The sequence below is a fragment of the Mesorhizobium loti CJ3sym genome (genome assembly GCF_000472785.1).
Classification (GTDB): Bacteria; Pseudomonadota; Alphaproteobacteria; order Rhizobiales; family Rhizobiaceae; genus Mesorhizobium; species Mesorhizobium loti_E.
Window position 1 is genome coordinate 252,772 of record NZ_AXAL01000002.1, and the last position, 23,344, is coordinate 276,115.

Here is a 23,344-nt window from a genome sequence, read left to right on the forward strand (position 1 = left end):
CTACCTTTATCGGCCAAACCCACCTGGCGTCGGCGTCGTCAGGATGACGGCTTCACCTGCATCGAGCACCGTCTGGTCGCAGGCCTTCAGCACCTCGACCGTGCCGTCCTTGCGGCGAACCTTCGTCGAGCCGACCTCGCCGTCGCCGCCACCATCCAGTCCTTGCGGTGGGCGGTTGCGGTGCGAGGACAGGATCGCGCATTCCATCTTCTCGAGGAAGCGGATGGTGCGTTTGGTGCCGTCGCCGGCGTTCCACTTGCCCTTGCCGCCCGAGTTCTCTCGGATGTGGAAATCCTCCAGCACCACGGGAAAGCGCAGTTCCAGCACTTCCGGATCGGTGAGGCGCGAATTGGTCATGTGGGTATGGACGCCGGAGGTGCCGGCAAAGCCGCGGCCGGAATTCATCTGGCCAGCCGGCGAACCCGAGCAGATGGTTTCGTAGTACTGGTACTGCTTGTTGCCGAAGGTGAGGTTGTTCATCGTGCCTTGTGCGTTGGCCATCGCGCCCATGGCGCCGAACAGCGCATTGGTGACGTGCTGCGAGGTCTCGACATTGCCGGCGACGACGGCGGCGGGGTAGGCGGGCTTCAGCATGCAGCCATCGGGGATGATGATGTTGATCGGCCTGAGGCACCCGGCATTCATCGGGATCATGTCCTCGACCATGACGCGGAAGGCATAAAGCACGGCGGCACGGGCGACCGGCTCCGGCGCATTGAAATTGTTCTTCATCACTGGTGACGTGCCGGTGAAGTCGACGGTTGCCTCGCGCTTTTGCCGGTCGACCGTGATCTTGACCTTGATGACCTGACCGGTATCGGTCGGGTATTCGTAATGCGAGCTATCCGGCAGCCGCTCCAGCACGCGGCGTACGCTTTCGGCGGCGTTGTCCTGGACATGGCCCATATAGGCCTCGACAACTGCGAGGCCGAAATGCGCGACCATCTTGCGCAGCTCGGCGACGCCTTTCTCGTTGGCGGCAATCTGCGCCTTGAGGTCGGCGATGTTCTGGTGCGGGTTGCGGGCGGGATAGCGGTGGTCGGTGAGCAGCCTGTGCAGCTCGGTCTCGCGGAATTTTCCGCGATCGACGATGCGGAAATTGTCGAACAAAACGCCTTCCTCGTCGACCGTAGTGGCGAGCGGGGTCATCGAGCCAGGGGCGGTGCCGCCGATATCGGCGTGATGGCCGCGCGAGGCCGCCCAGAACAGGATGTTTTCCTGGGCATCGTCGAAGACGGGCGTCACCACGGTGATGTCAGGCAGATGCGTGCCGCCATTATAGGGCGCGTTGAGGGCAAAGACGTCGCCGGGGTGGATGTCGCCGGAGTTCAGCCGGATGATGGTCTCGACCGAGCGGTCCATCGAGCCGAGGTGCACCGGCATGTGCGGCGCGTTGGCGACCAGCGCTCCAGTGTGGTCGAAGACGGCGCAGGAAAAATCCAGCCTTTCCTTGATGTTGACGGAGTAGGCGGTGTTCTGCAGCGTCACGCCCATCTGCTCGGCGATCGACATGAAGAGGTTGTTGAAGACCTCCAGCATAACCGGGTCGGCTGATGTGCCGAGGGCAGCAGTGCGCGCTTTCCTTTGCGTGCGACGGATCACGACGTGATCGAGATTGGTGATTTCGGCCTGCCAGCCCGGCTCGACGACGATGGTCTGGTTCGGTTCGATGATCAGCGCAGGGCCTGCGACCAGATTGGACGGGCGCAGGTTTTCGCGACGATGGATACCGGCTTCATGCCACCCGCCTTCGGTGTAGATGCGCCGCGTTCCAGAAGCACCAGCTTCAACCCTTGCAGGTCCGGCGGGCGCATAGGCCTCGGCGCTGCTCTCGCCGATTTCGATGCCCTCGACGCCGACTGTCTCGACGATCGTCGGCTTGGCGTCATAGACGAAGCCGAATTGCGCCTTGTGGGCAATTTCGAAATCCCGCCTGGCCTGGAAAATCGAGTCACTTTCGAAATTCACCGGCAGTGTCGTGTCGGTGCCGTCATAGCGGATGTGCAGCACCGGCTTGGTGGCAACCCTATCCCCGGCGATGCCTTGCGCCGCCAGCTCCGCGATGACGGCTTTTTTCAAGGTGGCGATGAGGTTGCCGATCTCCGTTCTGGATTCCTCGGCAAGGGGCTTGAGCAGCGCCTGCTGGCGCGAGGCGAACACCGACGCCAGGCCGATGCCATAGGCGGAAAGCAGGCCGGAGAAGGGGTGGATCAGCACCGCCTCCATGCCAAGCGCATCGGCGACCAGGCACGCGTGCTGGCCGCCGGCGCCACCGAAGCAGTTCAGGAGATATTCGGTGACGTCGTAGCCGCGCTGGACAGAAATCTTCTTGATGGCATTGGCCATGTTTTCCACGGCGATGGTGATAAAACCTTCGGCGACCGCTTCCGGCGAGCGGCCGTCACCGATCTCGGCGGCCAGTCCCACGAATTTTGCGCGCACGGTCTCGACGTCGAGCGGCTGGTCCTGGCCACGGCCGAAGATCGCGGGGAAGAAATCGGGCTGCAGTTTGCCGAGCATGACGTTGGCGTCGGTGACGGCGAGCGGCCCGCCGCGCCGGTATGCGGCGGGGCCAGGATTGGCACCGGCGGAGTCCGGTCCGGCGCGAAAACGGCCTGCCTCGTAGTGCAGGATCGAACCGCCGCCGGCGGCGACAGTGTGGATGCGCATCATCGGGGCGCGGACGCGTACGCCGGCGACTTCGGTATCGAAGGCGCGCTCATACTCGCCATCATAGTGGGCGACATCGGTTGAGGTGCCGCCCATGTCGAAGCCGATGACCTTGTCGAAACCGGCAAGCTTTGCCGTCTCGACCATGCCAACGACACCGCCGGCCGGGCCTGACAGCAGCGCGTCCTTGCCCTGAAACATGTCGGCGGCGGTAAGGCCGCCGGAGGACATCATGAACATGAGGTGAGGAAATTGGCCGATCTCCCCCCTTGTGGGGGAGATGCCCGGCAGGGCAGATGGGGGCGTGACAGAATGAGACGCTGGCGGGACAGCGCCCCCCTCTGTCGGCTTCGCCGACATCTCCCCCACAGGTTGGGAGATCGGGGCCGCGCCCAGTTCTCCCGCGACCCTCTGCACATAGCGCGACAGGATCGGCGACAGATAGGCATCGACCACGGCGGTGTCGCCGCGGCCGACCAGCTTGATCAGCGGCGAGACCTCGTGGCTGACAGATACCTGGCCGAACCCAATCTTGCGGCAGACCTTTGCCACCGCCTTCTCGTGATCGGGATATTTCCAGGCATGCATGAAGACGATGGCCACCGCATCGATTCCATCGGCCTTCGCCTGTTCGATGGCCGGCCGGCAAGCAGCGATGTCGAGCAGCCGTTCGACGCAGCCATCGGCAAGCACGCGCTCGTTGATCTCGATGACGCGCTCATAGAGCTGTTCGGGAAGGATGATCTCCTTGGCGAAAATGTCCGGCCGCGCCTGGTAGGCGATCCTCAGCGCGTCGCGAAACCCCTTGGTGATGAGCAGGAGCACGCGGTCGCCCTTGCGCTCCAGAAGCGCGTTGGTGGCAACCGTGGTGCCCATCTTGATGTCGCCGATCTGGCCGGAGGGTATCGCGGCGCCAGGTTCAAGGCCGAGCAGGTCGCGTATGCCCTGGATGGCGGCGTCGGCATAGGCCTCGGGGTTTTCCGACAACAGTTTGCGCGGATGCAGCCCGCCTTGCGGGTCGCGGCCGATGACATCGGTGAAGGTGCCGCCGCGATCGATCCAGAAATCCCATTTCGCGGTCATGACGGCTCCCGGCACTTCAATTCCATTCAATGCATCGTGTTAGTTCGGCGCTGTCTGGCCGGCAATCGCAAAAGTGCGGGTGATGTTACATGTGGAAACGCAACGTTACGAAACTCATGGCCCGGTGATGCATTGTCTCTGCGAGCGCTCACTGCAATTTGAGCGTGTATTGAAGGAGAGATGTTATGAAAAAGCTCATTCTAGCTTCCTTGTCCGCCATTGCCCTTATGGGCGTTGCTGCCTGCAGCGACAGCGGCACTGACAAAACCACCACCCAGAGCACCAATCCGCCGGCAGCCGAGCAGCCGATGAAGCCTGCGGCCCCGGCTGACAATTCGACCAAGCCCGCCGAGCCGGCTCCGGCAACACCTGCTCCTGCGCCCGCGCAGTAGCTTGTACCTGTAGAGCGTGTCTTGGGAGGAAGGCCGGCGTCATGCCGGCCTTTTCTCGTAGAGGCGACCATCCGACCCGACCCATCCGACCAGACAAGGCTGCTTATCTTCACATCGCAGCCATGCGCCGTTATTGGCTTGATAGCGGTGACCGGTTGGCTTTATGAAACGGACCATGTCGATTTGGGACCGCCTCGGCGAGTTTATCACACGGGTATCGTCTTCAGCGACGTCGGGCGTTGCCGACGTTGTCGAGGCCGTGCGCACGGTTTTCTCCGGCGATGCCGATCTGCGCCGGCGCGTCGCCTTCTCGGTGGCGATGATCGCGCTTTCGGCCAAGATGGCCAAGGCCGACGGCATCGTCACTCAGGACGAGGTGCGTGCCTTCCAGGAAATATTCGAGGTGCCGCCGAAGGAGACGCGCAATGTGGCGCGGCTGTTCGAACTTGCCCAGCAAGACGTGGCCGGCTTCGAGATCTATGCCGAGCGTATGGCGCAGATGTGCGGCTCCGGGCATTCGAACTGTGTGATGCTGGAAGACATACTGGACGGCCTGTTCCACATCGCCAAGGCCGACGGAGTGGTGCATGAGGGCGAGGGCATCTTCCTGCACCGTATTGCCGAAATCTTCCGCATCGATGAGGCGCATTACGAAGCCATCATGGCGCGGCACATCAATCTTGGCGCCGGCGATCCCTATGTCGTGCTCGGCATCGAGCGCGGCAAGCCATTTGAAGAGGTCAAGAAGCGGTATCGCAAGCTGGTGTCGGACAACCATCCGGACCGGCTGATCGGACGCGGCCTGCCGCAGGAATTCATCAAGATCGCAACCACCAGGGTTGCGGCGATCAACGCTGCCTATGAGATGATCGAGCGGGGCCTGCGGCACGCATGAGCGGCTTCCTGCCCGACGAGCCGAGCGCCGAGGTCAGGGTATCGCCGAATTTCGGGCCAAGGCGCGACACGCTCAAGCCCGACATGATCGTATTGCACTATACCGGCATGGCGACGGGTGCCGGGGCGGAAGCGTGGCTATGCGATCCGGTGAGCGAGGTCTCGTCACACTATCTCGTCCATGAGAACGGCCACATCGTGCAGATGGTCAGGGAAAGCGACCGCGCCTGGCATGCTGGCAAGAGCTCGTGGTTCGGACGCACCGACATAAACTCCTGCTCGGTCGGCATCGAAATCGCCAATCCGGGCCATTCACTGGGTTACCCAGGATTTCCCAGACGCCAGATCGAGGCGGTGATCGGCCTGTGCAAGGGGATTGCCGCGCGGCACGCAATTCCTGCCAAACGGGTGCTGGCGCATTCCGACGTGGCGCCGGGGCGAAAGATCGATCCGGGCGAGAAGTTTCCGTGGGCAGTGCTGTTTGGCGCCGGTGTCGGCCATTTCGTGCCGGCCTCACCGGTGAAGCGCGGAGCCGCGCTGAAGCCCGGTGACAGCGGCGCCGATGTCGAGGCGCTGCAGTCGATGCTGGCGCTCTACGGCTATGGTGTCGAGGTATCGGGCATTTTCGACCATCAGACATTGATCGTCGTCGAGGCCTTCCAGCGGCATTTCCGGCCTCGCCTTGTGGATGGCGTGGCCGACGGCTCGACGATGCGCACGCTGCAAAGACTGCTTGCTTCGGCCAGGGATTGACCCTGGGTCAAGGCCCGGCCAAAGTAATCCGTTCCCTTCGTTAAGTTACAAACTGTCACTCAAAGTGACTTGCCACGCCTTCATTGGCGCCAATTCGAGCTTCAAAGGGCAATCCGTGCAGTTTGTCGGACCTCTAGCCCCCAGATGTTCCGATATTGATCAAGCAGCTCCGCGCGAAAATCTTCGCGTGGCCCAGACAGAACAGGATCACATGCAGAAATTGACCGTTTTAACGGCAGCTCTTGCTGCCGGCGTAATGACTTTTGCCTTCAGTGCGGCTGACGCCGCGCCGGTAAGCCCACGGGCCGATCAGGGCATCGTGGCGGTGACCGCCAAGGGCAAGGCCATTCCGGCCAAAAGCAGCAGGAGTGCAAGGGCGACGAAGCAGCCTTCCGCCAAGGTGGAGAAGGCAAGCTGGACCAAGGCGAAGAAATCCGCGAGGCAGACGAAGCGCGGCCGCAAAACCGTCGACATGATGACAACGGCATCGATCGGTCCAAGGGGCGTTGCGCTGCCGACGGCAGCAGTGGCCAGCAGCGGCCAGTATTCCGCGATCGTCGCCCGCTATGCGGCAAGCTACGGCGTTCCGGTCTCGCTGGCTCATGCCGTCATCACCATTGAGAGCAACTATCGGCCGAACATGGTCGGCGGTGCCGGTGAAATCGGCCTGATGCAGATCAAGCCGGCGACGGCGCGGATGATGGGGTATAGCGGCTCGGCCAAGGGGCTGTTCGATCCCGACACCAACATCAAATACGGCATGAAGTATCTCGCTTTGGCGCAGAACCTTGGTGGTGGCACGACCTGTGGCACGATCCTGAAATACAATGCCGGCCATGCCGCCACGCGGATGAACCCGATCTCGGCCGCCTATTGCAGCAAGGTCAAGGTTCAGATGGCGGCGCTTTGATTGCGAGTTGCGAGAGCCGGCAGACAAGCCGGCTTTTTCGATTGCGTTTTCCCGGCTGAACCCCTTTATACGCCTTGCCAGCTGGCTGGGCGGCCGCACTCGCAAACGCCGAAAGGCCGCGAGTGAGGAAAGTCCGGGCTCCATGGAGACACGGTGCCGGTTAATGGCCGGCGGGGGCGACCCCAGGGAAAGTGCCACAGAAAGCAAACCGCCACGACTTTGTCGGGGTAAGGGTGAAAGGGTGGGGTAAGAGCCCACCGCGCGACTGGCAACAGGAGCGGCACGGTAAACCCCACCGGGAGCAAAACCGAATAGGGGCGGTGCGAGGGGAAACCCTCGAGGGCTGTTTCCGGCTCACCGTCCGGGTAGGTTGCGTGAGGCGCATGGCAACATGTGCCCAAGATGAATGGCCGCCACGTTCTCGTCTCGCAAGGGGCGAGGGCCATACAGAACCCGGCTTACAGGCCAGCTGGCAGTTTCTCCCCGAAGAGAAATCATTTGAAATCAGCAGGTTGCGCCCTTGGGCGCGCCTGTCGATTCAAGGCTTTTCAGGTGTTGCCTGTACCGACCAGGCTCGGCCCCGGCTTGAAGCTGGTGCGATTAAATCGTACCATGGTTCGGCAACGATACCAGGAGCCTATCATGGGACAGGTCGACAAACGTAGCATCACGCTGTCGCCGGAACTGGCGCAAGCCGTGGACGATGTGGTCGCCGCCGGCGAATATGCCTCGGCGAGCGAGGTCATCCGCGATGCATTGAGGCAATGGAAGGACCGTCGCGATCTGCATGGCTATACGGTGGAGGAGCTGCGCAAGCTGGTGCAGGAAGGCATCGACAGCGGGCCGGGGCAAGACGGCCAGCCAATCATGGAACGACTGCGCGCCAAATACCTAGAGATGGCCGAGGCCAAAGGCTTTCAGGAGTGAGATACCGTCTGCTTCCTCAAGCAGTGGTCGACCTCGAAAGCATCGGTGACTACATCGCCGCTCACGATCCACGGGCCGCTGTCCGGCTCGTGGATGCGCTGGAACGACGTTGGGACTTGCTGACCTTGCATCCCTTCTCAGGCGCGCCACGCGACGATATCGCGCCCGGCATCCGTCATCTGGTCGTCGGCGACTATCTCACTCTGTATCGGGTCGGCGGCGACGCGATCGAAATTCTTCGCGTGCTGCACGGCCGTCGCAATATCGAAGCCGACGATCTCGGGTCGTGATCGGTTCGATCAGCCGCTGATCCCGTCCAGCGATGCCTCGATCGCCGCCCAAAGTTCCTCCACGGGCTCACAGCCCACCGATAGGCGCACAAAGCCGGCAGGAACCGCATCGCCTCGTTTCAAGCGTCGCTCAGCCGAAGAGTGGACGCCGCCGAAGGACGTCGCGGCCTGCAGCAGCGCGCAGTTGTTGATGAAATCCTCGGCCTTGTCCTCCGAGGCGAGTTCGAAGGAGATGAGGAAGCCGAAGCGTTCCATCTGGACGCGGGCGAGGTTGTGCGACGGATCGCTTTCGAGGCCCGGGAAACGCAAGCCGCCGACCGCCTTGTGACCTTGCAGCCGCCGCGCGATCACTTCCGCCGAGGAACACATGCGGTCGAAGCGCACGTCGAGCGTTTCCAGGCCGCGATGCACCAGCCAGGCTTCGAACGGCCCCGGAATGCCGCCGGCGGTCTCGCGCCAGCCTCTCACGGCCGAGATGATCGCTTCGTCGCGACTGGCGACATGGCCGAACAGCACGTCGGAATGGCCATTGGGCGCCTTGGTGTCGGCGGCAACGACGATGTCGGCGCCATGGTCGAGCGGCCGCTGGCCGAAAGGCGTCATGGTCGTGTTGTCGACAACGACAATCGCGCCGGCCCGGTGAGCAGCCTCGGCGACGGCCGTGATGTCGCAGATGTCCAATCGAGGATTTGAAGGGGTTTCGACATAGGCGAGGCGATAGCCGTCGAAGCCGCCGTCGAGGAAAGTCGATGTCGGCCGCAAGTCGAAGTCGATGCCGAACGGTTTCAGAAAGCGTTCGGCCAGCGCCCGTGTGGCGTGGTAGCCGTCCGAAGGCAAAAGGATGCGGTCGCCGGATTTCAGCAGCCCGAAAAACACAGCCGAGATTGCCGCCATTCCAGAGGGGAAACCGACACATTGCGCGTCTTCCAGATGCGCCAGCATGTGCTCGACTGCATCCCAGGTAGTGTTGCTGTAGCGGCCATATTGGCTGTAGCCCGCACCATCTCCGGGGTTGTGGAAGATGGCGGCCATGGCCAGCGGCAACGGAATGGGGTCACCTTTGGCAAGGCTGTCGCGGCGCAGATGGGCGAGGGACGCAGCGCGTGACCTGGCTGTTTCGGACATGGATTTCAAACCTTGTTGCTAATCAGAAAGACGGCTGACGCTATGCGCCGCAGCGGTGCGCGGCAAGCCGCCTCCGGTTGGTCCAAAGCGCTCTAAACGCTTCGTTAGGCTTAATGGATCATAAAGACGAGACGTGCCGAAACGGCTGCTCGGATTGGTCGCGATGCGCGTGTTTGTGAAGCCTATTCCCGTTGACGCCCATAGTGCCCCATGATATCCCATTCGAACACTCAAGCTTTCGTTCCGTGTCAGGGTAAAGCGTACGCCAATCGGGCAGCCGCGGCGGCTGCGCGTTTGCCGTTTCTTGGCCATGTGGACGGGATGGGTGCGGGGCAGGGAACGCGCAGCAGTGGCGCGTGCAAGACGATGAAGAGGGGTGCGGCGGCGCAAGCGGCTGTAGCGTTTAATGGACCGGTTTCTGTCGAACACGGTGAGCAGGATCGATGCGAAGGGACGGGTGTCCGTTCCGGCGCATTTCCGTGCCGTCGTGCAGAAACGCGGCTATTCGGAACTCTATGCGCTGCGTTGCCTGGACCTGCCGGCGATGGATGTCGGCGGGCTGGACCTGCTCGACCGCTACGAGCAGCGCATCGCGCTGGAAGATCCCTTCCTGCAGACGGCGGACGACATGTCGTTCTTCTGCCATGGCGATGGAACGTTCCTGAAGCTCGACCAGGACGGCCGCATCACCATGACCGATTTCATTCGCGAGCATACCGGCATTGCAACGGAGGTGGCCTTTGTCGGGCGCGGCAATTTCTTTCAGATCTGGGAGCCGGGACGGCTTGCTGCCTATGGGGCGCAGGCGCGGGCCAGGCTTTTGCAGCTTCGGCAGGGGACGAAGCCTGGGGAGCGACCGGAATGACGGTGGACCACGGCGATGACCTTCCTCACGCTGTAGGTGGGCACGCCGTTGGCGGATCGGTCCGCCACATTCCGGTCCTCCTTGGCGAAGTGCTTGAGGCACTGGCGCCGGCGGTGGGCGACATCATCATCGACGGCACGTTCGGCGCCGGCGGTTATACCAGGGCCATCCTGGCGACAGGAGCCTCCGTCATCGCCATCGATCGTGATCCCGATGCCATCGCCGCCGGGCGCGATCTGGAAGTGCAGTCGGGCGGCAGGCTGAAACTGGTGCAGGCGCCGTTCTCGACGCTGGATGAGCATGTCGAGAGCGCCGACGGCGTCGTGCTCGACATTGGCGTCTCCTCCATGCAACTCGACCAGGCCGAGCGCGGCTTCTCGTTCCGCAATGACGGGCCGCTCGACATGCGCATGGCGCAGGCGGGCTTGAACGCCGCGGACGTCGTCAACAGCTTCAAGCCGGGCGATCTTGCCCGCATCTTCGGCTTCCTCGGCGAAGAACGTCACGCCGGCCGTATCGCCCGCATGATCGAGGGGCGCCGCGAAAAGAAGCCGTTCGAGCGCACGCTGGAACTGGCCGACGCGATCGAGACACATATCGGCCGCGCGCCGAAGGACAAGATCCATCCCGCGACCCGCGTCTTCCAGGCGCTGCGCATCTTCGTCAATGACGAGCTTGGCGAACTGGCCAAGGCGCTGTTTGCAGCCGAACGCGCGCTGAAGCCCGGTGGGCGGCTCGCCGTGGTGACGTTCCATTCGCTGGAAGACCGCATCGTCAAGCGCTTCATCGCCGACCGTGCCGACGTCGCCACCGGCTCACGTCACTTGCCCGAGGCGCACGCGCGCACCGCGACCTTCCGCAAGGCTGGCGGCGGCGTGACGGCTGATGATGCCGAGGTCGCTGCCAATCCGCGTGCCCGCTCCGCCAGGCTGCGCGCCGCAATTCGCACCGAAGCGCCGGCGCGTGCAGGTGATTTCTCGATTTTCGGTCTTCCAAAGCTTCCCGGCATCAACCTGCCGGGGGAGAGGTAAGCACGTGTTCCGTACCAGCGACATTGTCCTGATCGCCGTCATGGTTTCGGCGGCGGCCCTGACCTACAAGACCAAGCGCGAGGCCGAGGATCAGTTGGCGGCGGTGCAGAAGATCCATACCCAGATACGCTATGAGGAGGAGACGATCGACCTGCTCAAGGCCGACTGGAGCCTGCTCACGCAGCCGTCGCGGCTGCAGAAGCTCGCCGAACTCTACAAGTCGCAGCTCGCCCTCGAGCCGGTCAGCGCTCGCCAGATCGTGGGCTTGAGCGACCTGCCGGCCAAGGCCCTGGACATTCAGGACATCCTGAAAGGACGCCAGGACAGCATGGCTGACAATTCCGACAAGGCGCCGTCTGGCGACAAGGATCCCGTCGTGACCGGAGACATCGCCCAATGATCGGCAAACTGCTGAAGCGCCGTGCCAGGACGGGTGAAGACGGCTCGATCGTCGTCGAGGGCGCCCGCAAGGCGACCGGCGGCAAGGGCAAGGCGCGCATCGTGATGACGATGGCGGTGTTCTTCGGCATTTTCTCGACCATTTCGGGGCGGCTGGTCTATCTCGGCTTCCAGTCGCCCGACCTGTCGGGCGGCCCGCAGAGCCGGATCACCGCCTCGCGGCCCGACATTGTCGACCGCAACGGCGAAGTGCTGGCGACCGACATCAAGACGGCGTCGCTGTTCGCCGAGCCGCGCCGCATCGTCGATGCCGACGAGGCGATCGAGAAATTGTCGACCGTGCTGCCCGAGATCGATTACGAGCAGACCTATCACAAGCTCAAGAGCGGCGCCGGCTTCGTCTGGCTGCAGCGCCAGCTGACGCCCAAGCAGCAGGCCGACATCATGCAGCTCGGCATTCCCGGGTTCGGCTTTCGTACGGAGAAGCGCCGTTTTTATCCGAGTGGCGAAACCTCGTCCTACGTTGTTGGTCTGACCAACATCGACAATCAGGGCATCTCCGGCATGGAGAAGTACATCGACGAGCAGGGCCTGAGCGACCTGCAGGCGTCGGGCCTGGCGGTGGCCAAGGACCTGCAGCCGGTCAGGCTTTCGATCGATCTGCGTATCCAGCATGTGGTGCGCGACGAGATCGCCGCCGGCCTGGAGCGCTACCGCGCCATCGGCGCTGGCGCCGTCGTGCTGAACGTCAAGACGGGCGAAGTGGTGGCCATGGCCTCGGTGCCGGATTTCGATCCGAACAATCCCTACAATGCCCAGGAAAAGGACCGGCTGAACCGGATGTCGGCGGGCCTCTATGAGATGGGCTCGACCTTCAAGAGCTTCACCTCGGCCATGGCGCTCGATTCCGGCAAGGCGACGATGAACAGCCGCTTCGACGCCTCGCATCCAATCCGGGTCGGCCATCAGGCCATCCACGATTTCCACGGCAAGAACCGTGTGCTGTCGCTGCCGGAGGTGTTCCTCTATTCGTCCAACATCGGGTCGGCCCGGGAGGCCGAGCTGGTCGGCATCGCGGGGCACCGGGAATTCCTGCATCGCCTTGGCATTCTGGAGCGGATGCAGACCGAATTGCCGGAAATCGCCCGCCCGACCGAACCGAAGGTCTGGAAACAGGTCAATTCGTTCACGATCGCCTTCGGCCATGGCGTGTCGACGACGCCGCTGCAAGCGGCTGTCGGCTGCGCGGCGCTGATGAATGGCGGCTTCCTGATGAACCCGACCTTCCTGGTTCGTACGCAGGAGCAGGCGATGGCCATCGCCAAGAAGGTGGTGAGCGACAAGACCGTCGAGGGCATGCGCTACCTCTATTCGCTCAACGCCGAGAAAGGTTCGGCCAGGAACGCCAGGGTCCCCGGCTACCGTGTTGGCGGCAAGACCGGAACGGCCGAGAAGGTCATCAATGGCCGCTACTCGAAGGAACTGAATTTCAACACCTTCGTCGCCGCCTTCCCGATGGACGATCCGCAATACCTGGTGTTTACGATCGCCGACGCTCCGCACCCGGAAAAGCCTGGGATGACGGACGTTGCCGCCAACAATGCGGGGGTCATGGCCGGCAATATCATCCGGCGTTCGGCGGCCATGCTTGGCGTGAAGCCAGATTTCAGCCATGAAAATGGTGCAACGCTGGTTTCCTATCAGTGATTCTTGGGGCGCGCCGGCAACTGCGCGCTATTTTGTTGCGGTGAACGGGACTCGATGAAGCTCAGAGATTTAGCCGGTATCTTGCCAGTCGAAGGAACAGCTTCCGCCGATCTGGAGGTTACCGGGATTTCGTCCGATTCCCGCCAGGTGAAACCCGGCGTTGTCTTCTTCGCGCTTGCCGGAACCAAGGCAGACGGTTCGGCCTATGCCGCTGACGCGGCCAGGCGTGGCGCCGTTGCAATCGTGACAAGCAAAGGTAGTTCCGCTGCTGGCTTGCAGGTTCCGGTGCTGGCGGTCGATGATCCGCGCCTGGCGCTGGCGCTAAGTGCTTCCAGCTTTTTCGGCAAGCAACCTGAGATCATGGTCGCGGTGACCGGCACCAGCGGCAAGACATCTGTCGCCGCCTTCACCAGGCAGATCTGGGAGCAGGCGGGCTATGCCGCGGCTTCGATCGGCACCACCGGCGTGGTCGCGCCCGGCCGCAACGAGTACGGCTCGTTGACGACGCCCGATCCGGTCGCCTTGCACCAGCTGCTTCGGGAATTGGCGGATGCCGGCGTCACGCATGCCTCGATGGAGGCTTCCAGCCATGGGCTCGACCAGCGCCGCCTCGATGGCGTCAAGCTTGCCGCCGGCGGCTTCACCAATCTCGGCCGCGACCATATGGATTACCATCCGACGGTCGAGGATTATCACCGCGCCAAACTGCGCCTGTTCGACACGCTGCTGCCGAAAGGCGCGCCAGCCGTGATTTTCGCCGACGATCCGTGGTCGGTGCCGACGATCAAAGCGGCGCAAGCTGCCGGGCTCAAGGTGCTGACGGTTGGCCGCCGCGGCGATTTCCTCAGGCTGAAGCGGGTCGAGCACGAACGCCATCGCCAGCGCGCCGAGGTCGACGCCGATGGCGTGCTTTACGAAATCGACCTGCCGCTGGCCGGCGATTTCCAGATTTCGAACGCGCTGGTTTCGGCGGGCCTTGCTATTTCCACGGGAACACCTGTCGCCAAGGCCTTGGCCGCATTGGAGAAATTGAAAGGTGCGCCGGGCCGGTTGGATCTCGTCGGCACCACCGCCAGCGGCGCGCCGGTTTATGTCGACTATGCCCACAAGCCCGATGCGCTGGAGAATGTGCTGGCCTCGGTACGCCCGTTCACGACGGGCCGCGTCATGGTGGTGTTCGGCTGCGGTGGCGACCGCGACCGGGGCAAACGGCCGATCATGGGCGAGATCGCCAGCCGGCTTGCCGATGTCGTCATCGTCACCGACGACAATCCGCGCTCGGAAGTGCCCGAAACCATCCGCGCCGCCATTCTTGCCGCCGCTCCTGGCGCCATCGAGATCGGCGACCGGCGCAAGGCGATCCACGAGGCGGTCGCGATGCTTCATGCCGGCGACACGCTGATCGTCGCCGGCAAGGGCCATGAGGAAGGCCAGACGATCGGCTCGCAAACCCTGCACTTTTCCGACCACGAGGAAGTCCGCGACGCGCTGCGGGAGCGTGCCGCATGAGCTTGCTGTGGACATCCGAGGCGCTGGTTGCCGCCATGGATGGGCGGCCGCTCGGCCCTATGCCGGAAGGCATATCGGGTATTTCGATCGACAGCCGCAGCCTGCAGCCGGGTGACGCATTCTTCGCCATCAAGGGTGAGGCGATGGACGGGCATGACTTTGCCACCGCGGCCATCAAGGCCGGCGCCGGTGTGCTGGTGGTGGCGGAAGGCAAATTGCCGTCGCTTGGCCGGCTGACGGCGCCGATCATTGTCGTCGAGGACGTGCTGGTCGCGCTGGAAAAGCTCGGTGTCGCCGCGCGGACCCGCTCTCAGGCCAAGATCATCGCGGTGACGGGTTCCGCCGGCAAGACCACCACCAAGGAAGCGCTACGCCATGTGCTGTCGGCCGTCGGTAATGTGCATGCCTCGGCGCAGTCTTTCAACAACCAATGGGGCGTGCCGCTGACACTGGCGCGCATGCCGGATGATTGCGACTACGCCGTGTTCGAGATCGGCATGAACCATCCCGACGAGATCCGGCCGCTGGTGAAGATGGTGCGGCCGCATGTCGCCATCGTCACCATGATCGCGGCCGCGCATCTGGGTTTCTTCCGCAATCTGGACGAGATCGCCAAGGCCAAGGCCGAGATTTTCGAAGGGCTGGAGCCCGACGGTGCGGCTGTCCTCAATCGCGACGACGCGCGTTTCAAGCTTCTCGACAAGATGGCGCATGCCGCCGGCGTCGAGCATGTCTATGGCTTCGGCGAGAATGCGCGCTCGACCTTCAAGCTTACCAAATGCGAATTGCATGCCGACCATTCCGACATCGCCGCCAGGATCGGCGGCCATGACATGATCGCCCGTATCGGCGCTCCCGGTCGGCACATGGTGCAAAACGTGCTGGCGGTGCTGGGTGCGGCGCAACTGGTCGGCGCTGATCTCGACAAGGTAGCACTCGCGCTGGTTGATCTCTCCGCCGAACGCGGGCGCGGCAAGCGGCATATCTTGCGCCACTCCGGCGGTCCGATCACGCTGATCGACGAGAGCTACAACGCCAATCCGGCCTCGATGGGCGCCGCCATGGCGCTGCTCAACGCGACGCCGGTGACGGGCGAGGGCCGCCGCATCGCCGTGCTCGGCGACATGCTCGAACTTGGCGATCATTCGGCCAAGCTTCATGCCGCCCTTGCCGATCTCATCGTTGGCACCGGTACGCAGACCATCTTTCTCGGCGGCCCCGAAATGCGGGCGCTGGCCGAAGCGCTGCCGGGCGACATCAAGACGGAATATCGCGCCGGCGTCGAGGAACTGAAGCCGGTGCTGCTCGCCGCGCTGAAGCCGGGCGACGTGGTGATGATCAAATCGTCGAAGGGCATCGGTTTTGCAAAACTGGTCGATGCACTGCTGGGCAAGTTCCCGGCTCAATCAACAGCCAACAGTCAGTCGTAGGGTCGGGGGACGAAAGCGCATGTTTACACTGCTGGTCGATTTCGCGGACAAGATCTCGGTCTTTAATGTCTTCCGCTACATCACCTTCCGCACCGGCGGGGCGTTGATAACCTCGGCGCTGATCGTCTTCATCTTCGGGCCGACGATCATCAATTCGCTGAGGCTCAGGCAAGGCAAGGGCCAGCCGATCCGCGCCGACGGTCCGCAGACGCATTTCAAGAAGGCCGGCACGCCGACCATGGGCGGGTTGATGATCCTGTCGGGCATCATCGGCTCATCGCTTTTATGGGCGAACCTGTCGAGCATCTATGTCTGGGTGGTGCTGCTGGTGACTCTGGGCTTCGGCTCGATCGGCTTCTACGACGATTATCTGAAGGTGACCAAGCAGTCGCATCTCGGCTTTTCCGGCAAGGCACGGCTGGCGCTTGAATTCGTCATCGCCGGCATCGCCGCCTGGGCGATCATGCACAACGGCCAGGCGCCGTTCTCGTCGTCGCTGACATTCCCCTTCGCCAAGGAATTCATCATCAACCTCGGCTGGTTCTTCATTCCGTTCTCCTGCTTCGTCATTGTCGGGGCCGGCAACGCGGTGAACCTGACCGATGGCCTCGACGGGCTGGCGATCGTGCCGATCATGATCGCGGCCGCGTCCTTCGGCGTCATCGCCTATCTCTCCGGCAACGCGGTGTTCGCCGAATATCTGCAGATCCATTTCGTTCCCGGCACCGGCGAACTGGCTGTCGTGCTCGGCTCGGTCATCGGCGCCGGCCTCGGCTTCCTCTGGTTCAACGCGCCGCCGGCAGCGATCTTCATGGGCGACACCGGTTCGCTGGCCATGGGCGGCCTGATCGGCACCGTGGCGGTCGCCACCAAGCACGAAATCGTGCTGGTCATTGTCGGTGGCCTGTTCGTGGTCGAAATCCTGTCGGTCATCATTCAGGTCGGTTACTTCAAGATGACCGGCAAGCGGGTGTTCCTGATGGCGCCGATCCACCATCATTTCGAAAAACTCGGCTGGACCGAGAGCCAGGTGGTGATCCGCTTCTGGATCATCGCCGTCATCCTGGCGCTGGTCGGCCTGTCCACCCTGAAGCTCAGATAGGAAACCTCCTTGATTCCCGCCGCATCCTTCGCAGGCAAGCACGTTTCGCTCTTCGGGCTCGGTGGCTCGGGGATCGCGACTGCGCGGGCATTGATCGAGGGTGGGGCTGAGGTGCTGGCCTGGGACGATAATCCCGACAGCGTCGCCAAGGCGGCCGCCACCGGCATCGCCACCGCCGATCTGCGCGGCGCCGACTGGGCAAAATTCTCGGCCTTCGTGCTGTCGCCCGGCGTGCCGCTGACGCATCCCAAGCCGCACTGGACGGTGGAACTGGCGCGTGGCGCCGGCGTCGAGGTGATTGGCGACATCGAACTGTTCTGCCGCGAACGGACGCTCAGCGCGCCGACAGCTCCCTTCATCGGGATAACCGGCACCAACGGCAAGTCGACGACCACGGCGCTGACGGCGCATATCCTCAAATCGGCCGGCCGCGACACCCAGATGGGCGGCAATATCGGCCGCGCGGTGATGACGCTCGATCCGCCGAAGCCCGATCGCCATTATGTCGTCGAATGCTCGTCCTACCAGATCGACCTTGCGCCCTCGATCAACCCAACGGCCGGCATCCTGCTCAACCTGACGCCCGACCATCTCGACCGCCACGGCACCATGCAGCACTACGCCTCGATCAAGGAGCGGCTGGTCGCGGGCAGCGAGACGGCGATCATCGGCATCGACGATTCCTGGTGCGCGCAGATCGCCGAGCGGCTGGAGCGGGCAGGGCGGCAGGTCATCCGCGTTTCCAAACGGCTGCCGCTGACCGACGGCTATTTCGCCGATGGCAGCAATCTGATGGAAGCCGTGCACGGCCGCTACAGCCGGGTCGCCTTCCTTGAAGGCATCGGCTCGCTGCGCGGCCAGCACAATGCACAGAACGCGCTTGCCGCGGTCACGGCCTGCCTGAGGGTCGGGCTCGACCTCGGCGAGATCCAGTCGGGGCTGGAAAGCTTCCCCGGCCTCGCGCATCGCATGGAGCAGGTCGGCCGCAAGGACCATGTGCTGTTCGTCAACGATTCGAAGGCGACCAATGCCGATGCGGCGGCACCCGCGCTGTCGAGCTTCAACCGCATCTACTGGATCGCCGGTGGCTTGCCCAAGGAAGGCGGCATCGAGCCGCTGCGCGGCTTCTTCCCGCGCATCGCCAAGGCCTATCTGATCGGCGAGGCGGCGCCCGCCTTTTCGGCGACGCTGGGCGAGGCGGTGCCTTACGAGATCTCGGGCACGCTGGCCGCTGCGGTCGAGCATGCGGCGCATGACGCGGCCAAGGACGATAGCGGCGAGGTGGTGGTGCTGCTGTCGCCGGCCTGCGCCAGTTTCGACCAGTTCAAGAATTTCGAAGTTCGCGGCGAAGCCTTCAGGCAAGCTGCGAATGCTATCGAGGGTGTGAAACCCATCGGAGGGGCACGATAATGCAGAGCCGTCTCGACAAAAGTCCGGTTGCAACCTGGTGGTGGACGATCGATCGCTGGTTCCTGGCGGCGTTCCTGTCGCTGATGGGGCTCGGCATCATCTTGTCCTTCGCCGCCAGCCCGGCGGTGGCCGAGCGCATCGGCCTCGACAGTTTCCACTTCGCCACCAGGCAGATCATCTTCACCGTGCCGGCGCTCGGCGTCATGCTGGCCGTGTCCTTCCTCGATTCCAGGCAGATCCGGCGCATGTCGCTGATCATGCTGTGCCTGATGCTGGTGCTGATGGTGGCGGTGCTCTACATCGGCGTCGAGGTGAAGGGTGCGCGGCGCTGGGTATCGCTTGCCGGCCTGTCGATCCAGCCTTCGGAATTCCTGAAGCCGGCCTTTGTCATCATGTGTGCCTGGCTGTTTGCCGAGCACAAGCGCCAGCCCGATATTCCGGGCAATCTGTTCGCCATGCTGCTCCTGGTGCTGGTCGTGTCGCTGCTGGTGGCGCAGCCGGACCTCGGCCAGACCATGCTGACGACCGGCACCTGGGGCATCATGTTCTTCATGGCGGGGCTGCCCTGGCTGTGGATCATCGTGCTGGGCGCCGCCGGCGTCGGCGGTGTCTTCGCCGCCTATACGGTGTTCCCGCACGTGGCCTTGCGCATTGACAAGTTCCTCACCGGCGAAGGCGACACGTTCCAGGTCGACATGGGGCGCGACGCGCTGATCAATGGCGGCTGGTTCGGCGTCGGGCCGGGCGAGGGCACGGTCAAGCGGGTCATCCCGGACAGCCATGCCGACTTCGTGTTCTCGGTCGCGGGCGAGGAGTTCGGGCTGATCATGTGCTTCTTCATCATGTCGATCTTCGCCTTCATCGTGCTGCGCGGCCTCAATTCGGCGCTGAAGGAGCATGACGATTTCACCCGCTATGCGGTTGGCGGCCTCGTCACCGTGTTCGGCCTGCAGGCCGTCATCAATATGTGCGTCAACCTGCAACTGGTGCCGGCCAAGGGCATGACGCTGCCCTTTATCTCCTATGGCGGCTCCTCGCAGATCGCCATTGCCATCTCGATGGGCATGGTGCTGGCGCTGACGCGCAAGCGGCCGGAAAAGCGCAAGCAGATGGGCTTCACGCTGCCGCAGCGCGCCATGCCGGCGGAGTGACATGGCGAGGGGTGTCATCCTTCTCGCGGCGGGCGGAACCGGCGGACATCTGTTTCCGGCCGAGGCGCTGGCGCATGAGCTGATCGAGCGCGGCTGGGCGGTGCATCTGGCCACCGACGACCGCGCCGAGCGGTTTGCCGGTCACTTTCCGGCTGCCGCCATCCATCCGATCCAGTCGGCGACGATGGGCTCGAAAAATCCAATTGCCGTGCTTGGCGCCTTCTGGAAGATCTGGCGCGGCGTGCGCCAGGCCTCCGCCATCATTGGCCGGATCAAGCCGGATGCGGTGGTCGGCTTCGGCGGCTATCCGACCTTGCCGCCGCTCTACGCGGCGACGCGGCGCAAGGTGCCGACGCTGATCCATGAGCAGAACGCGGTGATGGGGCGCGCCAACCGGGCGCTGGCCGGCCGTGTCGATGCCATTGCCGGCGGCTTCCTGCCGCAGGATACGAGTGCCACCGGTGAAAAGACGGTAACGACAGGCAATCCAGTTCGGCCTGCGGTGCTGGAAGCGGCCAAGACGCCCTATGCAGCATCGAGTGGAGAAGATCCGTTCCGCCTGCTGGTGTTCGGCGGCAGCCAGGGCGCCCAATTCTTTTCCGATGCCGTGCCGGGCGCCATAGCGCTGCTTTCTGATGCGCAACGCAAGCGGCTGGTCATTACCCAACAAGCGCGCGCGGATGACGTGGCGCGGGTGAAGGCGGCCTATGCCGCCCTTGGCGTCGCCGTCGAGGTCTCGCCTTTCTTCACCGACATGGCGGCGCGAATCGCTGCGGCACATCTGGTGATCTCGCGCTCCGGCGCCTCGACGGTCTCGGAGATCGCCGTCATCGGTCGGCCGGCGCTGCTGGTGCCCTATCCCTATGCGCTCGACCACGACCAGGCGGCGAACGCGGCAGCCCTTGCCGCAGCCGGCGGCGGCGAAGTGCATCCGCAATCCTCGCTGTCGCCGGAGAGCATCGCTGGCCTCATTGGCGGGCTGATGGACAATCCCGAGCGGCTGGCAGCAATGGCGGCGGGCGCAAAATCGGCCGGCAGGCCGGACGCGGCACGGTTGCTCGCCGATCTCACAGAGGCTATTGCGTCCAAAAAAACCGTTTCGGATTTCAGGAAGGGGACGCAAGCATGAAGATGCCGCAGACCATCGGCCTCGTGCATTTCATCGGCATTGGCGGCATCGGCATGAGCGGCATTGCCGAGGTGCTGCACAATCTCGGCTACAAGGTGCAAGGCTCCGACCAGGCCGACAGCGCAAATGTGCAGCGGCTGCGCGAAAAGGGCATCGAATGCTTCGTTGGCCACAAGGCTGAAAATCTCGGCGCTGCCGAGGTCGTGGTCGTCTCGACGGCGATCAAGAAATCCAACCCGGAGCTGAAGGCCGCGCGCGAGAAGCTGCTGCCGATCGTGCGGCGCGCAGAGATGCTGGCTGAGCTGATGCGTTTCCGCCAGGCTGTGGCGATCGGCGGCACGCATGGCAAGACGACGACGACCTCGATGGTGGCGACGCTGCTCGACGCCGGCGGGCTCGATCCGACCGTCATCAATGGCGGCATCATCAATGCCTACGGCACCAATGCCCGCATGGGCGACGGCGAATGGATGGTGGTCGAAGCCGACGAGAGCGACGGCACCTTCCTGAAGCTGCCGGCCGAGATCGCCGTGGTCACCAACATCGATCCCGAGCATCTCGACCATTATGGCAGCTTCGACAAGGTGCGCGAGGCATTCCGCCAGTTCGTCGAGAACGTGCCGTTCTATGGCTTCGGCGTGATGTGCACCGATCATCCGGAAGTGCAGGCGCTGGTCAGCCGCATCGAGGACCGCCGTGTCATCACCTATGGCGAGAACGCGCAGGCCGATGTGCGCTTCACCAACCACCGCATGGCGGGTGCGACATCCGAATTCGACGTGGTGATCCGCGACCGTAAGACCGGCATCCAGAAAACGATATCGGACCTGCGTCTGCCGATGCCTGGCCGCCACAATGTCTCCAACGCTACCGCCGCGATCGCGGTCGCGCATGAGCTCGGCCTGTCCGCCGAAGCGATCAAGAAGGGCCTGTCGTCCTTCGCTGGCGTCAAGCGCCGCTTCACCCACACAGGTTCGTGGAACGGCGTCGATGTGTTCGATGATTATGGCCACCATCCGGTCGAGATCTCGGCGGTGCTGAAGGCGGCGCGCAGTGCCACCAAGGGCCGCGTGATCGCCATTGCCCAGCCGCACCGTTTCACCCGGCTCCATGATCTGTTCAACGAGTTCTCCGCCTGCTTCAACGACGCCGACACGGTGATGGTGGCGCCGGTGTACGCTGCCGGCGAAGACCCGATCGACGGTGTCACCTCAGACGAACTGGTGTCGCGCATCCGCGCCGGCGGCCATCGCGATGCGCGCTACATCGAAGGCCCCGTGGCAATTGCACCGATCATTCGCGATCTGGCCAAGCCCGGCGATTTCGTCGTCTTCCTCGGCGCCGGCAACATCACCCAATGGGCCTATGCTCTGCCCAACGAGCTTGCCGCCTCATGATGCACGGCCAGGCCCTGATCGACAAACTCGGCGACCGGCTGGCCGGCTTGCGCGGCCGTCTCACGCCGAATGCCGAGATGGACAAGATCACCTGGTTCCGTGCCGGTGGCCTGGCTGAAGCCCTGTTCCAGCCGGCGGACGAGGAGGACCTCGCCGCCTTCCTGCGTGCGGTGCCCGAAGAGATCCCGCTGACGATCGTCGGCGTCGGTTCGAACCTTCTGGTCCGCGACGGCGGTATTCCGGGTTTTGTTATCCGGCTTTCGGCCAAGGGCTTTGGCGAGGCTGAAGTCGTTTCGCCGATCAGGATCAAGGCGGGTGCCGCGACGCCCGACAAGCGTGTCGCGGCTCTGGCGCTGGAAGCCGGCATTGGCGGCTTCCATTTCTACCACGGCATTCCTGGCGCCATCGGTGGTGCGCTCAGGATGAACGCCGGCGCCAATGGCGTCGAGACGCGCGAGCGCGTCGTCGAGGTGCGTGCACTCGACCGCCAGGGCAATGTCCACACGTTGAGCAATGCCGAGATGGGCTATGCCTATCGTTATTCGGCCGCACCAGCCGGACTGATCTTTACCTCCGCCGTGTTCGAAGGCTTTGCCGAGGACAAGGCCACGATCAAGGCGGCGATGGATGCGGTGCAGAACCACCGCGAGACCGTGCAGCCGATCCGCGAGAAGACCGGCGGTTCGACTTTCAAGAATCCGGAAGGCACGTCGGCCTGGAAGGAGATCGACAAGGCGGGCTGCCGTGGCCTGATGATCGGCGGTGCGCAGATGTCGCCGATGCATTGCAACTTCATGATCAACACCGGAACGGCGACCGGTTACGACCTCGAATATCTCGGCGAGACGGTGCGCGCCCGCGTGCTCGAACATTCCGGCATCCGGCTGCACTGGGAGATCAAGCGCATCGGCAATTTCCGGCCCGGCCATGCCGTCCAGGAGTTTCTCGGCCAGTTGCTGTAGCGTCTGATGAAGTTCATGTAACGCATGAACTTCAACGCGCTCGCAAAACGCGCGAAACCGTTGCTCCAAAGACTCAGCCGAGCGGTTTTCGCAGCCATTTTCTCACAAAGTGAATCTCTCGGAATCATAAGCACTTGCCAGTGAATCAACTCTCTGATTCTCTGCCCTAAAGCGTTTCCTGATTTGAGTCGTTCGACGCGTTACCCGC

General features: G+C 63.5%; 20 protein-coding genes and 1 other RNA gene. 19 read left to right on the plus strand and 2 right to left on the minus strand.

Features of this window, described 5'->3' with window-relative positions:
* Positions 1-6 precede the first annotated feature (6 nt).
* Positions 7-3,753: a hydantoinase B/oxoprolinase family protein gene (locus A3A9_RS0105810; RefSeq protein ID WP_027057927.1), complete on the minus strand. Its 3,747-nt coding sequence runs from the start codon at positions 3,751-3,753 to the stop codon at positions 7-9.
* A gap of 185 nt (positions 3,754-3,938) precedes the next feature.
* Here A3A9_RS0105810 and A3A9_RS0105815 point away from each other — a divergent pair, with 185 nt between their 5' ends.
* The 7 genes from A3A9_RS0105815 (at position 3,939) to A3A9_RS0105840 (ending at position 7,919) form a co-directional block, all read left to right on the plus strand.
* A complete protein-coding gene (locus tag A3A9_RS0105815) occupies positions 3,939-4,145 on the plus strand; it encodes a hypothetical protein (protein WP_027057928.1) in 207 nt (68 codons plus the stop codon).
* Positions 4,146-4,320: 175 nt separating this feature from the next.
* Entirely contained in the window at positions 4,321-5,040 is a 720-nt protein-coding gene (locus A3A9_RS0105820) for a J domain-containing protein (protein WP_027057929.1), read from the plus strand.
* Positions 5,037-5,792, plus strand: coding sequence for a peptidoglycan recognition protein family protein (locus A3A9_RS0105825; protein WP_027057930.1), 756 nt, complete (start codon positions 5,037-5,039; stop codon positions 5,790-5,792). The genes A3A9_RS0105820 and A3A9_RS0105825 overlap by 4 nt, the downstream gene beginning before the upstream one ends.
* A gap of 211 nt (positions 5,793-6,003) precedes the next feature.
* Positions 6,004-6,702 carry a lytic transglycosylase domain-containing protein gene (locus A3A9_RS0105830; RefSeq protein ID WP_027057931.1) on the plus strand — a complete coding sequence of 233 codons (699 nt, stop codon included), beginning with the start codon at positions 6,004-6,006 and terminating at the stop codon, positions 6,700-6,702.
* A 77-nt stretch (positions 6,703-6,779) separates the two neighbouring features.
* An RNA gene (gene rnpB / locus A3A9_RS41720) (RNase P RNA component class A) lies at positions 6,780-7,179 on the plus strand.
* Positions 7,180-7,344: 165 nt separating this feature from the next.
* Positions 7,345-7,629, plus strand: coding sequence for a type II toxin-antitoxin system ParD family antitoxin (locus A3A9_RS0105835; protein WP_027057932.1), 285 nt, complete (start codon positions 7,345-7,347; stop codon positions 7,627-7,629).
* Entirely contained in the window at positions 7,626-7,919 is a 294-nt protein-coding gene (locus A3A9_RS0105840) for a type II toxin-antitoxin system RelE/ParE family toxin (RefSeq protein WP_027057933.1), read from the plus strand. The genes A3A9_RS0105835 and A3A9_RS0105840 overlap by 4 nt, the downstream gene beginning before the upstream one ends.
* A 9-nt stretch (positions 7,920-7,928) precedes the next feature.
* On the opposite strand, the gene A3A9_RS0105845 is transcribed toward A3A9_RS0105840, so the two are convergent.
* The gene (locus A3A9_RS0105845; RefSeq protein ID WP_027057934.1) at positions 7,929-9,044 is read right to left on the minus strand and encodes a cystathionine gamma-lyase; all 1,116 of its coding nucleotides are present in this window, start codon (positions 9,042-9,044) and stop codon (positions 7,929-7,931) included.
* 406 nt (positions 9,045-9,450) lie between these two features.
* On the opposite strand from A3A9_RS0105845, the gene mraZ reads away from it, so the two are divergent.
* From mraZ to murB, 12 genes are read left to right on the plus strand one after another with little or no spacing between them, the layout of a single operon-like run.
* On the plus strand, positions 9,451-9,909 hold the full coding sequence (gene mraZ / locus A3A9_RS0105850; RefSeq protein WP_027057935.1) for a division/cell wall cluster transcriptional repressor MraZ: 459 nt from the start codon (positions 9,451-9,453) through the stop codon (positions 9,907-9,909).
* On the plus strand, positions 9,906-10,940 hold the full coding sequence (rsmH, locus tag A3A9_RS0105855) for a 16S rRNA (cytosine(1402)-N(4))-methyltransferase RsmH (protein WP_027057936.1): 1,035 nt from the start codon (positions 9,906-9,908) through the stop codon (positions 10,938-10,940). Before mraZ ends, rsmH begins: the two co-directional genes overlap by 4 nt.
* Positions 10,941-10,944: 4 nt before the next feature.
* On the plus strand, positions 10,945-11,340 hold the full coding sequence (gene ftsL / locus A3A9_RS0105860; RefSeq protein WP_027057937.1) for a cell division protein FtsL: 396 nt from the start codon (positions 10,945-10,947) through the stop codon (positions 11,338-11,340).
* The gene (locus A3A9_RS0105865; protein WP_027057938.1) at positions 11,337-13,046 is read left to right on the plus strand and encodes a peptidoglycan D,D-transpeptidase FtsI family protein; all 1,710 of its coding nucleotides are present in this window, start codon (positions 11,337-11,339) and stop codon (positions 13,044-13,046) included. Before ftsL ends, A3A9_RS0105865 begins: the two co-directional genes overlap by 4 nt.
* 54 nt (positions 13,047-13,100) lie before the next feature.
* The gene (locus A3A9_RS0105870; protein WP_027057939.1) at positions 13,101-14,555 is read left to right on the plus strand and encodes a UDP-N-acetylmuramoyl-L-alanyl-D-glutamate--2,6-diaminopimelate ligase; all 1,455 of its coding nucleotides are present in this window, start codon (positions 13,101-13,103) and stop codon (positions 14,553-14,555) included.
* On the plus strand, positions 14,552-15,985 hold the full coding sequence (locus A3A9_RS0105875) for a UDP-N-acetylmuramoylalanyl-D-glutamyl-2,6-diaminopimelate--D-alanyl-D-alanine ligase (RefSeq protein WP_027057940.1): 1,434 nt from the start codon (positions 14,552-14,554) through the stop codon (positions 15,983-15,985). The genes A3A9_RS0105870 and A3A9_RS0105875 overlap by 4 nt, the downstream gene beginning before the upstream one ends.
* Before the next feature lie 19 nt (positions 15,986-16,004).
* A complete protein-coding gene (mraY, locus tag A3A9_RS0105880) occupies positions 16,005-17,087 on the plus strand; it encodes a phospho-N-acetylmuramoyl-pentapeptide-transferase (protein ID WP_027029717.1) in 1,083 nt (360 codons plus the stop codon).
* Between the two features lie 9 nt (positions 17,088-17,096).
* The gene (gene murD, locus A3A9_RS0105885) at positions 17,097-18,497 is read left to right on the plus strand and encodes a UDP-N-acetylmuramoyl-L-alanine--D-glutamate ligase (RefSeq protein ID WP_027057941.1); all 1,401 of its coding nucleotides are present in this window, start codon (positions 17,097-17,099) and stop codon (positions 18,495-18,497) included.
* Positions 18,497-19,648: a putative lipid II flippase FtsW gene (gene ftsW / locus A3A9_RS0105890; protein WP_027057942.1), complete on the plus strand. Its 1,152-nt coding sequence runs from the start codon at positions 18,497-18,499 to the stop codon at positions 19,646-19,648. The genes murD and ftsW overlap by 1 nt, the downstream gene beginning before the upstream one ends.
* A gap of 1 nt (position 19,649) precedes the next feature.
* Positions 19,650-20,777, plus strand: coding sequence for an undecaprenyldiphospho-muramoylpentapeptide beta-N-acetylglucosaminyltransferase (murG, locus tag A3A9_RS0105895; protein WP_027057943.1), 1,128 nt, complete (start codon positions 19,650-19,652; stop codon positions 20,775-20,777).
* Complete coding sequence (gene murC, locus A3A9_RS0105900) at positions 20,774-22,174, plus strand: UDP-N-acetylmuramate--L-alanine ligase (RefSeq protein WP_027057944.1); 1,401 nt, start codon at positions 20,774-20,776, stop codon at positions 22,172-22,174. The genes murG and murC overlap by 4 nt, the downstream gene beginning before the upstream one ends.
* On the plus strand, positions 22,171-23,136 hold the full coding sequence (gene murB / locus A3A9_RS0105905; RefSeq protein ID WP_027057945.1) for a UDP-N-acetylmuramate dehydrogenase: 966 nt from the start codon (positions 22,171-22,173) through the stop codon (positions 23,134-23,136). Before murC ends, murB begins: the two co-directional genes overlap by 4 nt.
* The last annotated feature ends 208 nt before the right edge of the window (positions 23,137-23,344 follow it).

Excerpts from the sequence above, each read along its gene's own strand:
- mraZ (WP_027057935.1), top strand. The coding sequence starts at position 9,451 with ATGGACCGGTTTCTGTCGAACACGGTGAGCAGGATCGATGCGAAGGGA.
- A3A9_RS0105830 (WP_027057931.1), top strand. The coding sequence starts at position 6,004 with ATGCAGAAATTGACCGTTTTAACGGCAGCTCTTGCTGCCGGCGTAATG.
- murG (WP_027057943.1), top strand. The coding sequence starts at position 19,650 with ATGGCGAGGGGTGTCATCCTTCTCGCGGCGGGCGGAACCGGCGGACAT.
- murC (WP_027057944.1), top strand. The coding sequence starts at position 20,774 with ATGAAGATGCCGCAGACCATCGGCCTCGTGCATTTCATCGGCATTGGC.
- A3A9_RS0105815 (WP_027057928.1), top strand. The coding sequence starts at position 3,939 with ATGAAAAAGCTCATTCTAGCTTCCTTGTCCGCCATTGCCCTTATGGGC.
- A3A9_RS0105865 (WP_027057938.1), top strand. The coding sequence starts at position 11,337 with ATGATCGGCAAACTGCTGAAGCGCCGTGCCAGGACGGGTGAAGACGGC.
- A3A9_RS0105870 (WP_027057939.1), top strand. The coding sequence starts at position 13,101 with ATGAAGCTCAGAGATTTAGCCGGTATCTTGCCAGTCGAAGGAACAGCT.
- rsmH (WP_027057936.1), top strand. The coding sequence starts at position 9,906 with ATGACGGTGGACCACGGCGATGACCTTCCTCACGCTGTAGGTGGGCAC.
- A3A9_RS0105810 (WP_027057927.1), bottom strand. The coding sequence starts at position 3,753 with ATGACCGCGAAATGGGATTTCTGGATCGATCGCGGCGGCACCTTCACC.
- ftsW (WP_027057942.1), top strand. The coding sequence starts at position 18,497 with ATGCAGAGCCGTCTCGACAAAAGTCCGGTTGCAACCTGGTGGTGGACG.
- A3A9_RS0105825 (WP_027057930.1), top strand. The coding sequence starts at position 5,037 with ATGAGCGGCTTCCTGCCCGACGAGCCGAGCGCCGAGGTCAGGGTATCG.
- A3A9_RS0105835 (WP_027057932.1), top strand. The coding sequence starts at position 7,345 with ATGGGACAGGTCGACAAACGTAGCATCACGCTGTCGCCGGAACTGGCG.
- A3A9_RS0105875 (WP_027057940.1), top strand. The coding sequence starts at position 14,552 with ATGAGCTTGCTGTGGACATCCGAGGCGCTGGTTGCCGCCATGGATGGG.
- mraY (WP_027029717.1), top strand. The coding sequence starts at position 16,005 with ATGTTTACACTGCTGGTCGATTTCGCGGACAAGATCTCGGTCTTTAAT.
- A3A9_RS0105845 (WP_027057934.1), bottom strand. The coding sequence starts at position 9,044 with ATGTCCGAAACAGCCAGGTCACGCGCTGCGTCCCTCGCCCATCTGCGC.
- A3A9_RS0105820 (WP_027057929.1), top strand. The coding sequence starts at position 4,321 with ATGTCGATTTGGGACCGCCTCGGCGAGTTTATCACACGGGTATCGTCT.
- murB (WP_027057945.1), top strand. The coding sequence starts at position 22,171 with ATGATGCACGGCCAGGCCCTGATCGACAAACTCGGCGACCGGCTGGCC.